This is a genomic window from Herbaspirillum huttiense (genome assembly GCF_004367745.1).
Classification (GTDB): domain Bacteria; phylum Pseudomonadota; class Gammaproteobacteria; order Burkholderiales; family Burkholderiaceae_D; genus Herbaspirillum; species Herbaspirillum huttiense.
In genome coordinates this window covers 4,500,581-4,514,690 of sequence record NZ_CP037993.1, presented here as the reverse complement: position 1 = coordinate 4,514,690, position 14,110 = coordinate 4,500,581, and the positions used below count along the sequence as shown (strand labels likewise).

The following is a 14,110-nucleotide window of genomic DNA, read 5'->3' as shown; positions in this document are numbered from 1 at the left end:
CAAAAATAAGTCTTTGTAATCAGGGACTTGAATCTGCACTACATTACTCTGTCCCTATTATAAAAATCCTGAAAATCTTGGGGATTTTAATTGCACTCAGACCCTAATTATTTTCATTGAACTATTGGGTGCAGTGCACTATTCTTCAAATCCTTACTGTCAATGTGGTGGAGTACCGTTATGCACGCGCAAGGCCTTTACGACCCAGCAAATGAACATGACGCCTGTGGCGTCGGTTTCATCGCCCACATCAAGGGCAAGAAAACCCATTCCATCGTTGACCAGGGTTTGCTCATCCTGAAGAACCTGGATCACCGGGGTGCTGTCGGTGCCGACCCGTTGATGGGTGACGGTGCCGGTATCCTGATCCAGATCCCCGACCAGTATTACCGTGAAGAGATGGCCAAGCAGGGCGTGGACCTGCCGCCGCCCGGTGAATACGGCGTGGGCATGGTCTTCCTGCCCAAGGAAAACGCTTCCCGCATTGCCTGTGAACAGGAAATCGAACGCGCGGTGCTGGCCGAAGGCCAGATCGTGCTGGGCTGGCGCGATGTCCCGGTGGACCGCGACATGCCGATGTCGCCGACCGTGCGCGAAAAAGAGCCGGTGATCCGCCAGATCTTCATCGGCCGCGGCCCCGACGTGATGGTCACCGACGCGCTGGAACGCAAGCTCTACGTGATCCGCAAGTCCTCCGGCCACGCCATTCAGGCCCTGAACCTGCTGCACGGCAAGGAATTCTTCGTGCCCTCGATGTCGGCCCGCACCGTGGTCTACAAGGGCCTGCTGCTGGCCGACCAGGTCGGCGTGTACTACAAGGACCTGCAGGACGAGCGCTGTGTTTCCGCGCTGGCCCTGGTGCACCAGCGCTTCTCCACCAACACCTTCCCGGAATGGCCGCTGGCCCACCCGTACCGCCTGATCGCCCACAACGGTGAAATCAACACCGTCAAGGGCAACTTCAACTGGATGCGCGCCCGCGAAGGCGTGATGCAGTCGGCCGTGCTGGGTTCGGACCTCAAGAAGCTGTTCCCGCTGATCTATGAAGGCCAGTCCGATACCGCCAGCTTCGACAACGCGCTGGAACTGCTGGTCATGGCCGGCTATCCGCTGCCGCAGGCGATGATGATGATGGTCCCCGAAGCCTGGGAAAACCACACCTCGATGGACGACAACCGCCGCGCCTTCTACGAATACCACGCCGCCATGATGGAACCGTGGGACGGCCCCGCTGCGCTGGCCTTCACCGACGGCCGCCACATCGGCGGCACGCTGGACCGCAACGGCCTGCGTCCGGCGCGCTACATCGTCACCGATGACGACCTGGTGGTGATGGCTTCGGAATCCGGCGTGCTGCCCATTCCCGAATCCAAGATCATCCAGAAGTGGCGCCTGCAGCCGGGCAAGATGTTCCTGATCGACCTGGATGCCGGCCGCATCATCGACGACAAGGAACTCAAGGACACCTACGCCAACGCCAAGCCCTACAAGCAGTGGATCAACTCGGTACGCGTCAAGCTGGACGAGTTGAAGGAAGAGCCGCGCCAGCCGTCCTCGTCCCTGAAGCTGCTGGACCTGCAGCAGGTCTTCGGCTACACCCAGGAAGACGTCAAGTTCCTGATGGCCCCCATGGCCAGCGGTGGCGAGGAAGCCATCGGCTCCATGGGCAATGACTCGCCGCTGGCGGTCATGTCCAACAAGAACAAGCCGCTGTACAACTACTTCCGTCAGTTGTTCGCGCAGGTGACCAACCCGCCGATCGACCCGATCCGCGAAGCGCTGGTCATGTCGCTGGTGTCCTTCATCGGCCCCAAGCCCAACCTGCTGGACACCAACAACATCAACCCGCCGATGCGCCTGGAAGTGTCGCAGCCGGTGCTGGACTATGACGACATCGCCAAGCTGCGCAACATCAGCGCGCACAGCGGCGGCAAGTTCAAGTCCTACGAACTGAACATCTGCTACCCGGTCGCCTGGGGCAAGGAAGGCATCGAAGCCCGCCTGGCTTCGCTGTGCGCCAAGGCCGTGGATGCGGTCAAGTCGGGCCACAACATCCTGATCATCTCGGACCGCAAGGTCGATGCCGACCAGCTGCCGATTCCGGCACTGCTGGCCACCTCGGCCATCCACCAGCACCTGGTCAGCAAGGGCCTGCGCACCTCCACCGGCCTGGTGGTGGAAACCGGTTCGGCCCGCGAAACGCACCACTTCGCCCTGCTGGCAGGCTATGGCGCCGAAGCGATTCACCCGTACCTGGCCATGGACACCCTGGCCGATCTGGCCAAGGGTCTGCCGGGCGACCTGTCGCCTGAGAAGGCCATCTACAACTTCCAGAAGGCGGTCGGCAAGGGCCTGCTGAAGGTCATGTCCAAGATGGGCATCTCGACCTACATGTCCTACTGCGGCGCGCAGATCTTCGAAGCCATCGGCCTGTCGAAGGCGCTGGTGGACAAGTACTTCAAGGGCACCGCGTCCAACGTCGAAGGCATCGGCGTGTTCGAAGTGGCCGAAGAAGCGCTGCGCCTGCACACCGCCGCCTTCAGCGCCGACCCGGTGCTGGCCAACGCTCTGGACGCCGGTGGCGAATACGCCTTCCGCATCCGTGGCGAAGAGCACATGTGGACCCCGGACGCGATCGCCAAGCTGCAGCACTCGACCCGTTCGAACAGCTACAACACCTACAAGGAATACGCCCAGATCATCAACGACCAGTCCAAGCGCCACATGACGCTGCGCGGCCTGTTCGAGTTCAAGATCGACCCGTCCAAGGCGATCTCGATCGATGAAGTGGAACCGGCCAAGGAAATCGTCAAGCGCTTCGCCACCGGTGCCATGTCGCTGGGCTCGATCTCGACCGAAGCCCACGCCACGCTGGCCATCGCGATGAACCGCATCGGCGGCAAGTCCAACACCGGTGAAGGTGGCGAGGACGTCAACCGTTATCGCAACGAGCTGAAGGGCATCCCCATCAAGCAAGGTGCGACCCTGGCGTCCGAAATCGGCAAGGAACACATCGAAGTCGACATTCCCCTGCTGGAAGGCGACTCGCTGCGCTCGCGCATCAAGCAGGTGGCCTCGGGCCGTTTCGGCGTCTCCGCCGAATACCTGATCTCGGCTGACCAGATCCAGATCAAGATGGCCCAGGGTGCCAAGCCTGGCGAAGGCGGCCAGCTGCCCGGCCACAAGGTCTCGGAATACATCGCCAAGCTGCGTGTGTCGGTGCCGGGCGTGGGCCTGATCTCGCCGCCGCCGCACCATGACATCTACTCCATCGAGGATCTGGCCCAACTGATCCACGACCTGAAGAACGTCAACCCGCGCGCTTCCATCTCGGTCAAGCTGGTCTCCGAAGTGGGTGTCGGTACCGTTGCTGCCGGCGTGGCCAAGGCCAAGTCGGATCACGTGGTCATCGCCGGTCACGATGGCGGTACCGGTGCTTCGCCGCTGTCCTCGATCAAGCATGCCGGTTCCCCGTGGGAACTGGGCCTGGCGGAAACCCAGCAGACCCTGGTCCTGAACGGCCTGCGCAACCGCATCCGCGTGCAGGCTGACGGTCAGATGAAGACTGGCCGTGACGTGGTCATCGGTGCCATGCTGGGCGCGGACGAATTCGGTTTCGCCACCGCACCGCTGGTGGTCGAAGGCTGCATCATGATGCGCAAGTGCCACCTGAACACCTGCCCGGTGGGCGTGGCTACGCAAGATCCGGTGCTGCGCGCCAAGTTCTCCGGCAAGCCGGAACACGTGGTCAACTTCTTCTTCTTCATCGCTGAAGAAGCGCGCCAGATCATGGCCCAGCTGGGTATCCGCAAGTTCGACGAACTGATCGGCCGCGCCGACCTGCTGGACCGTTCCAAGGCCATCGCGCACTGGAAGGCCAAGGGCCTGGACTTCAGCCGCATCTTCCACCAGCCCGAATCGAACCTGCCGGTATACCACACCGACGTGCAAGACCACGGCCTGGACAAGGCACTGGACCACAAGCTGATCGCGCAAGCCAAGATTGCGCTGGAGAAGGGCGAGAAGGTTTCCTTCATCTCCCCGATCAAGAACCTCAACCGTACCGTCGGCGCCATGCTCTCGGGTGAAGTGGCCAAGCGTTACGGCGATGAAGGCCTGCCGGATGACACCATCCACATCCAGCTGCAAGGGACCGCAGGCCAGTCCGCTGGCGCCTTCCTGGCCAAGGGCGTGACCCTGGACCTGGTCGGCGAAGGCAACGACTACGTCGGCAAGGGCTTGTCGGGTGGCCGCATCATCGTGCGTCCCAACACCGAGTTCCGTGGCCGTGCCGTGGATAACATGATCTCCGGCAATACCGTCCTGTACGGCGCCATCAGCGGTGAAGCCTTCATCAACGGCGTGGCCGGCGAGCGTTTCGCCGTGCGCAACTCCGGTGCCACTGCAGTGGTGGAAGGCACCGGCGACCACGGTTGCGAATACATGACCGGCGGCACCGTGGTGGTGCTGGGCAATACCGGCCGCAACTTCGCAGCGGGCATGTCGGGTGGTATCGCTTATGTGTATGACCCGGAAGGCGATTTCGCCGGCAAGTGCAATACCTCGATGGTCAGCCTGGAGAAGGTCCCGTCCGACACCGAGCAGGAGCAGACCCTGGGCCGCGACATCTGGCACAGCCTGCTGCGCGGTGGCGAGCGCCAGACCGACGAAGCCATCCTGCGCGGCTTGATTGAGCGCCACTTCAAGTACACCGGCAGCACGCGTGCGCGCTACCTGCTGGATAACTGGGCGGCGTCGCGCGCCAAGTTCGTCAAGGTGTTCCCGACCGAGTACAAGCGTGCGCTGGCCGAACTGGCCGCCGCTGCCGAAACGAAGAAGGAAAAGGTCGCTGCCTGATCTTCAGGCTGTGATCGGACTAATCAATCAAGCACGCCGGCGGGCGTGGCGCGAAAAGTGAAGAGCGCCGCCCGCCGCATCCTTAGCGAGAATGTGAGAGGAAAATGGGAAAAGCAACCGGTTTCATGGAGTACCAGCGCCTGAAAGAGGCCAGCGAGGCACCTGCCGCGCGTACCAAGCATTACAAGGAATTCGTCCTGCACCTGAGCGACGCTGACGCCAAGATCCAGGGCGCGCGTTGCATGGACTGCGGCATCCCCTTCTGCAACAACGGCTGCCCGGTCAACAACATCATTCCCGACTGGAATGACCTGGTCTATCGCGGCAACTACAAGGAAGCCCTGGACACCCTGCACCAGACCAACAACTTCCCCGAGTTCACCGGCCGCATCTGCCCGGCACCCTGCGAAGCCGCCTGCACCCTGGGCATCAACAATGACGCCGTAGGCATCAAGTCGATCGAGCACTTCATCATCGACAAGGGTTGGGAAAACGGCTGGGTGGTGCCGCAACCTGCTGCGGTCAAGACCGGCAAGAAGGTCGCCGTGGTCGGCTCCGGTCCTGCCGGCCTGGCCGCTGCCCAGCAGCTGGCGCGCGCCGGTCATGACGTGACCGTGTTTGAAAAGAACGATCGCGTCGGCGGCCTGCTGCGTTATGGCATCCCCGACTTCAAGATGGAAAAGTCGCACATCGACTTGCGCGTCGAACAGATGAAGGCCGAAGGCGTGAGCTTCCGTACCGGCGTGTTCGTCGGCAAGGAATTCCCTGAGAGCGTCAACAACTGGTCCAAGGAAAGCGTCACCCCGGAAGAGCTGAAGAAGGAATTCGACGCCGTCGTCATCGCTGGTGGTGCGGAATCCCCGCGTGACCTGCCGGTGCCGGGCCGTGAACTGAAGGGCGTGCATTTCGCCATGGACTTCCTGCCGCTGCAGAACAAGGTCAATGCCGGCGACAAGCTCAAGAGCCAGATCATGGCCACCGGCAAGAACGTGGTCGTCATCGGCGGTGGCGACACCGGCTCCGACTGCGTCGGTACCTCCAACCGTCATGGTGCGGCTTCGGTGACCCAGTTCGAACTGATGCCGCAACCGCCGGAATCCGAAAACAAGCCGCTGGTCTGGCCCTACTGGCCGATCAAGCTGCGTACCTCTTCCTCGCACGAAGAAGGTTGCGCACGTGATTTCGCGGTGACCACCAAGCGCCTGGAAGGCAAGGGCGGCAAGGTCGAGAAGCTGATCGCGGCGCGCGTCGAGTTCAAGGACGGCAAGATGGTCGAAGTGCCCGATTCGGAATTCGAGATCAAGGCTGACCTGGTGTTGCTGGCCATGGGCTTCGTCTCGCCGGTGCAGCAGGTGCTGGATGCCTTCGGCGTCGAGAAGGATGCGCGCGGCAATGCCAAGGCCACGACCGATGGCGAAGGCTGCTACAAGACCTCGGTGGACAAGGTCTTTGCTGCGGGCGACATGCGCCGTGGCCAGTCGCTGGTGGTGTGGGCGATCCGCGAAGGCCGCCAGTGCGCACGTGCGGTGGATGAATTCCTGATGGGTTCTTCGCTGCTGCCGCGCTGATTGGTCGCCTCATACTGAACGCTGAATGATTTATATGATTTAAAAAGTATCAAGCAGTACGCAGTTTTCTGCATTTTTCGTTTGACCCTGGACCCGGATCGGCGCAAGCCGGTCCGGTTTTTTTTCGTCATGAGTTTCGTGCCATGCCTGCGCCCCAAGCCCCATGCCCTTTGGCCGCGCGTGTAAAATGGCCCATCGCCGCCTGCCGGCACCATCCCTACGCACATCGCAATGGCAACCCCGATCCGCTACCGCATCACTTCCCTCGATCCTGCCTCCCATCTCTACGACGTCAGCGTCACCGTGGATAGCCCGGCCGCTGACGGCCAGGTCTTCTCGCTGCCGGCCTGGATCCCGGGCAGCTACATGATCCGCGAATTCGGCAAGAACATCGTGCAGCTGCGTGGCGAATCCAATGGCCGCAAGGTCGTGGTGAAGAAACTGGACAAGCACACCTGGCAAGCCGCCCCCTGCAAGGGTGCGCTCACGCTGCACTATCAGGTGTATGCCTGGGACCTGTCGGTGCGCACGGCCCACCTGGACCGCACGCATGGCTTCTTCAATGGCACCAGCGTCTTCCTGGCCGCGCATGGTTTCGAGGAGGGCGAGCACGTGGTGGACATCGTCCGTCCGGAAGGGGATGACTTCAAGCGCTGGCGCGTGGCCACGGCCATGCCGGAACTCAAGGCCAAGCGCTATGGTTTCGGGACTTACGTTGCACCGAACTACGATGCGCTGATTGATCATCCGGTAGAGATCGGCGACTTTGCCCTGGCCACTTTCCAGGCGCATGGCGTGCCACACGATGTAGTCATCACGGGCCGCGTGCCCAATCTCGACCTGGCACGCCTGTGCGATGACTTGAAGAAGATCTGCGAGGCGCAGATCGCCTTCTTCGAGCCGCGCAGCAAGCGTGCGCCCATGGATCGCTATGTCTTCATGACGCTGGCCGTGGGTGACGGCTATGGCGGACTGGAACACCGTGCATCGACTGCGCTGATCTGCTCGCGGGCCGACCTGCCGGTCAAGGGCAAGCCGGAACAGACCGATGGCTACCGCACTTACCTGGGCTTGTGCAGCCATGAGTATTTCCACACCTGGAACGTCAAACGCATCAAGCCGGCGGTATTCGCGCCCTACGATTTGCGTCAGGAAAATTACACCTCGCTGCTGTGGCTCTTCGAGGGCTTTACCAGTTATTACGATGACCTGTTCCTGGTCCGTACCGGGGTCATCGATCTGGACAATTACCTCAAGCTGGTCGGCAAGACGGTCACGGGCGTCCTGCGCGGCACCGGCCGCAAGAAGCAGAGCGTGGCCGAGTCCAGCTTCGATGCCTGGGTGAAGTATTACCGTCAGGATGAAAACGCCAGCAATGCCATTGTCAGCTACTACACCAAGGGCTCGCTGGTGGCGCTGGGGCTGGACCTGACCATCCGCATCCAGACCCGTGGCCGCCGTTCGCTGGATGACGTGATGCGCGGGCTGTGGACACGCTATGGCCGCGACTTCTACGACGGCAAGCAGCAGGGCGTGCCGGAAGACGAGATCCTGGCCATCATGGAAGAGTTGAGCGGCGCTGACCTCAAGCGCTTCCATGACCGCTACATCCGTGGCACCGAGGACGTGCCGCTGGACGATCTGCTGCCCGCCTTCGGTGTGGCCTATGAGGCCAGCGTACCGGTCGACGCCAAGCCATGGCTCGGTGCGCGCATCGGCAAGGAAGGCGGCGACGCCAAGCTCGCCGCCGTCTATGAGGGCGGTCCGGCGATGCAGGCGGGTCTGTCGGCCGGCGACAAACTGGTCGCCATCGATGGCCTGCGCGTACCGGCTGCGGGCCCCGATGGTCTGCTGGCGCGCTATCGTTTCAATGACACCGTGCGCATCCACGCCTTCCGCCGTGATGAGCTCATGGAGTTCAATCTCAGGCTCAAGTCCGATACCGCACCGCAGGTCACGCTCAAGCCGCTGGCCAAGCCGGTGTCAGTGCTGCGTCAGCGCCAGGCATGGCTCACCCTGAAGGGCCGCTGATTTGATGCGACGATGCCCGTCGCCATCACGCCAGACGAAAAAAAACCCGCCAACGCAAATTGGCGGGTTTTTTCTTGCAGCGGAAAAAGCGAATTACTTGGCTTCTTCAGCGCCGCCAGCAGCTTCACCTTCAGTGGCCACTTGACCAGCCGGCACGGTGGCGGTGGCGATGGTCAGGTTTTCCTGGGTCACGGCGGTCACGCCGTTGGGCAGCTTCAGGTCAGCCAGGTGGATCGATTGACCGACGTCCAGCTTGGCCAGGTCGACTTCGATGAACTCAGGCAGGTTCTTCGGCAGGCAGGTCACGTCCAGTTCAGCAGCCACGTGGCTGATGATGCCGGCGTTCAGCTTGACGGCCGGCGAGATCTCGGCGTTCACGAAGTGCAGGGGCACCTTGGTGTGCAGCTTCTGGGAAGCATCCACGCGTTGGAAGTCAACGTGCAGGACCAGTTGCTTGAACGCGTGGACTTGGAAGTCACGCAGCAGCACTTGCTCGACCTTGCCGTCGATTTCCAGGTCCAGGATGGACGAGTGGAAGGTTTCCTTCTTCAGGGCATGGTACAGCGCGTTGTGGTCAACAGCGATGTTCAGCGGGGCAGCGGTGCCACCGTAGACGATACCCGGGGTTTGACCCGCGCGACGCAGGCGGCGGCTCGCTCCGGTGCCCTGTTCATTACGCGGAAAGGCGATGACTTTCATGTGATAACTCCAATGTTGGCGGGGCTCGTCGTGGAATCATTCCATGGACGGTTGCCCCGTGAGATAAATATTCCCCGCGACCAGGGAATACGAAAAAACCTCGCTGCAAAAAACGCAGCGAGGCGAATGCAAAATCTTATTCAGCAAACAGCGACATCACCGAGTCACCCTTGGTGATGCGCTTGAAGGTCTCGGCCAGCAGGTCGGCGCAGGTCAGCTGACGTACCTTCGGGCAGCCGCGTGCAGCGGGCGACAGCGGAATGGTGTCGGTGACGACCAGTTCATCCAGCGGCGAATTGGCGATGCGATCGATGGCCGGACCCGACAGCACCGGGTGCGTACAGTAAGCCACGACCTTCTTGGCGCCACGTTCCTTCAACACTTCAGCGGCCTTGGTCAGGGTGCCGGCGGTATCGACCATGTCATCCATGATGACGCAGTTGCGGCCTTCGACTTCACCGATGATGTTCATCACTTCGGAGACGTTGGCCTTCGGACGGCGCTTGTCGATGATGGCCAGGTCGCAGTTCAGGCGCTTGGCCAGCGCACGTGCGCGCACCACGCCGCCGACGTCGGGCGACACGACCAGCAGGTCGTCGTAGTTCTTGTTGACCAGGTCGCCCAGCAGGATAGGCGAGGCGTAGATGTTGTCCACCGGGATATCGAAGAAGCCCTGGATCTGGTCTGCGTGCAGATCCATGATCAGGACGCGCTCGACGCCGGCTTCCTGCAGCATGTTGGCCACGACCTTGGCCGAGATGGCCACACGCGCCGAACGCGGGCGGCGGTCCTGGCGGGCATAGCCGAAGTAGGGGATGGCGGCGGTGATGCGACCAGCCGATGCGCGCTTCAGGGCATCGACCATGATCATGATTTCCATCAGGTTGTCATTGGTCGGTGCGCAGGTGGACTGCAGCACGAAGACGTCCTTGCCGCGAACGTTTTCATTGATCTCGACCATCACTTCGCCGTCGGAGAACTTGGAAACGTTGGCCTTGCCCAGCGGGATACCGAGTTTCTCAGCGACGCCGCGCGCCAGTTCGGGGTTGGCGTTGCCCGTAAAAACCATCAGGTTCTCAAGTGCCATGTGGGTATCCCTGAATGCAATCGTTAAAAAGTCGAAAAGCCGACAATGCTTGACTTGTTCGGTCTCACATTGACGGCTTATTTTTCTGACTGGACCCGGGCCTGATCAAACAAGGCCTGTCCGAATTAAATGGCAGGGGAACAAGGATTCGAACCTTGGAATGCCGGAATCAAAATCCGGTGCCTTAACCAGCTTGGCGATTCCCCTACGCAACTTGCTGTTTGCCGTGCCGGCGCGCTCATCATCAGGCGCTGCGTCTTCGTCAAACCAATTCTCGAGTTGTTTTAACTCTCTCTTACGACTGCACTAAATGGGCGAGAGGATGTTCCTGCATCGCTTTGGCTTTCCAGCCGATCCAGCGCGAAGGCAATTGCTTGAGCACTTCGTCTGCCTGATGTTCGTGTTCGAATGCACTAAACACACAAGCGCCAGATCCGGTCATCCTCGCACTCCCGAATTTGCCCAGCCACTCGACTGCTGCTGCCACTTCGGGGAAATGTGCGGTTGCCACCATTTCCAGATCGTTTTTCCCGAAGCTGGAAGCAACTTGTTTCGTCGCATCAGGAAAGTCCGTTATTCTGATTGGTTTCGTATCCCTTGTCAACAACTTTGATGAAAAAATTATTGAAGTTGGAACAGATACGCCCGGTTCGATCACCACATACCAGCAATCCGCGGTACGCAGTGCCGACAATTCTTCACCCACACCTTCTGCGAATGCATTGCGGCCGAACAGGAAGAAGGGAACATCAGCACCCAGCTTCAGGCCCATCTCCATCAGAGAGGCGCGATTGTATCCGCATTTCCATAAATGATTCAAGACCAATAATGTCGTTGCTGCATCGGAGGAACCGCCACCGACCCCGCCGCCCATCGGCAGCACCTTGTGCACCGTGATGTCGGCACCCGGTTGCGGCCGGCCGCTGGCCTCGCGCAGCAGGTGCGCGGCGCGGATCACCAGGTCCGATGCCTCGGGCACGCCGGGGACCTCATTGGTACGGCGGATCTGCCCGTCCTCGCGCAGGCTGAAATCGAGCGTGTCGCAGCGGTCGATCAACTGGAAGGCTGATTGCAGCAGGTGATAGCCATCCGGGCGGCGGCCGGTCACGTGCAGGAACAGGTTCAGCTTGGCCGGCGCCGGGCAGGCGGTGAGGGTGGTGGTCATGCGCAGTACGAATTCTTCAGTTGTGGATCAAACGCGGTGCAGGTTCTGCCATCAGGCATTCCATCAAGGCTTCTTCCAGCCATCGATGGCGATGCGGATCGCCACCTTGCCGGCCTGCGTCGTGCTGCGGGTGAGATCGATGCGCTTGGGGCGCGTCTGGCCGCTGGCGGCATCGCTCTCCCAGTTGGCATAGGTCACGCGCCAGCCATCGCGGGTGGTGAAGCTGGCATCGTTCTCGCCAGCCTTGGCCACGAAGGGCTTGCCGCTGGCATCGATGCCGCTGCCCTGCAGCCACTGGCGCATGCCCGAGACCGGCAGCGGCCAGCCCAGCGATTGCGCGGCCAGGGCATCCACATCGGCCGCCACCTGCGGTGCGCGGCCTGACTGCACCAGCGTGGCGATGCCGGGCTTGACGTTGATGGTGGCCACCGTCTGGCCCAAGGGCGAGAACATCTCCAGGTTCAGCTCCTGCGCAGTCTGCTTCCAGAAGAAGCTGCCATGCAGCGATTGCGGACGGTCATCCTGCTCGTACTGCACCGAGATGCGGCCATCGATCTCGATGCTGGACTGGTAAGCCGGCGCGGTGGTGTCCGGCGCTACGGCATCCTGCGACACCGTGGCGCAACCGCCGAGCAGAGCGGCCAGGCAGAGGGCAGCAGCCCCCGGAAAAGCGCGTGTTTTGCTCATAACTTCACATTGAGACGCGACAGCGTGCTTTTCAGGACTTCATTGTTGGGTTCCTTGAGGCTGACTTCGCGCCAGACCTTGCGGGCTTCGTCCTGCTTGCCATTGGTCCACAGGACTTCGCCCAGATGCACGCCGATCTCCACATCAGGGCGCAGGCCATAGGCGCGGCGCATCTGGGTTTCGGCCTGTTCGGCGCGGCCCATGCGGAACAGCACCCAGCCCAGGCTGTCGGCAATGAAAGGATCTTCCGGGGCCAGGTCGGCCGCCTTCTGGATCAGTTCCAGCGCTTCCGGCAGGCGGATGTTGCGATCGGCCAGCGAATAGCCCAGCGCGTTGTACGCGTGCTGGTTGCCCGGCGCCAGCTGCATCACGCGGCGCAGCGACTTTTCCATCTCGTCGAACTTGCCCAGTTTTTCCAGGACCATCGAATAGTCGTAGAGCAGGTCGGTATTGTTGGGGAAGCGCTGCAACCCGCCCTTGAGCACGTCGGCCGCTTCCTGGTTGCGGTTGGCATCGCGCAGCAGGCTCGATTCGGCCAGCAGCAATTGCAACTGCTCGCCATCGTTGGTCGATTCGGCTTGCGCATCTTCCAGCGCCTTGCGCGCGCCTTCGATGTCGTTCTTGCGGGCCAGCAATTGGGCGCGCCGGACCTGGATGTTCAGATAGCCTTCGGTGCCGGGCTCAGCCTGATCGAGATAGCGCAGGGCCGAATCCAGGTCGCGGCGCTCCTCGGCGATGCGCGAGAGCAGCAGCAGGGCCTGGCTGGGATCGCGGTCTTCCTCGGGCTGGGCCGAGAGCACCTGCAGGTAGCGCTGCAGATAGTATTCGGCATCCTTCAACTGGTCGGTCTGGGCCGAGAGCACGCCCAGCGCGAAGAGGGTGGTGGCGTCTTCGCCGTCTTCCTTCAACAGGGTCTCGAACTGGGTGCGGGCCAGCTTGAAGTCCTTCTGCTCGACCAGGCTGCGGGCATAGGCCACGCGTACTTCACGCGCATCCGGATACTTGCGCAGGAAATCGGTCACCAGCTTGGTCGCATCCTTGTTGTTGGAGGCAACCTGGGCGGCGGTGAGCACGGCCAGTTCCGAATCGGGCTTGATCTTCATCGCAGCGGCGGCTTCGCGCTGGGCGGTGGCGCCATCGCCCATGCCGAAGGCACCCTGGGCCAGGGCCAGATGGGTCTCCATCAGGTCGCCATAAGGCTTGCTGATGTTTTGCAGGATGGTATAGCTGGCCTGCTTGTCCTTGGCCCGCGCCAGCAGACGCTGGATCTGCAGCAGCATCGGTCCGCGCGCCTGCGGGGCGGCATCGGCCAGGCGCTGGGTGAGCAGCGGTTCGATTTCGTCGACGCTGTCCGAGAGCATGATCAGGCCCAGATAATTCTGCAGGGCTTCATCCGAATGCGGTGCCAGTTCGGTCCAGAGGCGCACCGCCACCAGCGCTTCGCCGGCCTGGCGCGCGGCCACGGCCATCTCGGCGGCGCGCTTGGCCAAGCGCGGGTCACGCGTCTGCTGGGCGGCGGCCAGCATGGTCACGTAGGCCGATTGCCATTGGCCGCGCTGGAAGGCGATCTCGGCTGTCAGCACTTTGTAAAGGATGTCCTCGCTCAGCTCCATGGCCGGCAGCGCGTCTTCCTGCTGCTGGACCTTGGCCTTGGGGGCTTTCTTGCGGTTGGCCGGCTTGGAGGAAGCCGTCTTCTGGTCAGTGGCCGCCTGGGCGTTCGCCTTGTCGCCGGGCTGCTGGAAGCTCGCGCAGGCAGTCAGCAGCAGGGAACTGGTGAGGAGGGCGATGGTTTTTTTCAAGATGTCATCCTGACGATTCGGAGAGGTTCGATTTTACGCGCAACAACCGTGGCGTTGCTGACGGCATTGAGACTGACGATGCTACGGATAACGCAGTGTAATCCATCTTTGACAAGCTTCTGTCCCGAGGTTGCACACGCGGCTTCAGGTCTTGATTTCAGCAAGTGCATTATCATATGCAGCTTCCTGCTCGTCCTCCCGGATCACCGCGATCCGC

At 61.6% G+C, this 14,110-nt stretch carries 8 protein-coding genes and 1 tRNA gene; 3 read left to right on the top strand and 6 right to left on the bottom strand.

Annotated elements, in window-relative coordinates; all coding sequences use genetic code 11:
* The first annotated feature begins 180 nt into the window (after nucleotides 1–180).
* The 3 genes from E2K99_RS20150 to E2K99_RS20140 all read left to right on the top strand — a co-directional run bounded on the left by E2K99_RS20150 (nucleotide 181) and on the right by E2K99_RS20140 (nucleotide 8,456).
* Entirely contained in the window at nucleotides 181–4,857 is a 4,677-nt protein-coding gene (locus E2K99_RS20150; protein ID WP_134223337.1) for a glutamate synthase-related protein, read from the top strand.
* 104 nt (nucleotides 4,858–4,961) lie between these two features.
* Nucleotides 4,962–6,425 carry a glutamate synthase subunit beta gene (locus E2K99_RS20145; RefSeq protein WP_134223336.1) on the top strand — a complete coding sequence of 488 codons (1,464 nt, stop codon included), beginning with the start codon at nucleotides 4,962–4,964 and terminating at the stop codon, nucleotides 6,423–6,425.
* 231 nt (nucleotides 6,426–6,656) lie between these two features.
* Nucleotides 6,657–8,456 carry a M61 family metallopeptidase gene (locus E2K99_RS20140; protein ID WP_205703709.1) on the top strand — a complete coding sequence of 600 codons (1,800 nt, stop codon included), beginning with the start codon at nucleotides 6,657–6,659 and terminating at the stop codon, nucleotides 8,454–8,456.
* Nucleotides 8,457–8,549: 93 nt separating this feature from the next.
* On the opposite strand, the gene E2K99_RS20135 is transcribed toward E2K99_RS20140, so the two are convergent.
* From E2K99_RS20135 to E2K99_RS20110, 6 genes are all read right to left on the bottom strand, one after another.
* The gene (locus tag E2K99_RS20135) at nucleotides 8,550–9,155 is read right to left on the bottom strand and encodes a 50S ribosomal protein L25/general stress protein Ctc (protein WP_134223334.1); all 606 of its coding nucleotides are present in this window, start codon (nucleotides 9,153–9,155) and stop codon (nucleotides 8,550–8,552) included.
* 136 nt (nucleotides 9,156–9,291) lie between these two features.
* On the bottom strand, nucleotides 9,292–10,242 hold the full coding sequence (locus tag E2K99_RS20130) for a ribose-phosphate pyrophosphokinase (RefSeq protein WP_008332043.1): 951 nt from the start codon (nucleotides 10,240–10,242) through the stop codon (nucleotides 9,292–9,294).
* 130 nt (nucleotides 10,243–10,372) lie between these two features.
* Nucleotides 10,373–10,449: transfer RNA gene (locus E2K99_RS20125), tRNA-Gln, on the bottom strand.
* Between the two features lie 88 nt (nucleotides 10,450–10,537).
* Nucleotides 10,538–11,407, bottom strand: a complete 870-nt coding sequence (gene ispE, locus E2K99_RS20120) for a 4-(cytidine 5'-diphospho)-2-C-methyl-D-erythritol kinase (RefSeq protein WP_134223333.1) — start codon at nucleotides 11,405–11,407, stop codon at nucleotides 10,538–10,540.
* A 63-nt stretch (nucleotides 11,408–11,470) separates the two neighbouring features.
* Nucleotides 11,471–12,094 carry a lipoprotein insertase outer membrane protein LolB gene (gene lolB, locus E2K99_RS20115; RefSeq protein WP_134223332.1) on the bottom strand — a complete coding sequence of 208 codons (624 nt, stop codon included), beginning with the start codon at nucleotides 12,092–12,094 and terminating at the stop codon, nucleotides 11,471–11,473.
* Nucleotides 12,091–13,893 (bottom strand): tetratricopeptide repeat protein, encoded by a 1,803-nt coding sequence (locus E2K99_RS20110; RefSeq protein ID WP_121045829.1) that lies wholly within the window; start codon nucleotides 13,891–13,893, stop codon nucleotides 12,091–12,093. Before E2K99_RS20110 ends, lolB begins: the two co-directional genes overlap by 4 nt.
* Nucleotides 13,894–14,110: the final 217 nt, after the last annotated feature.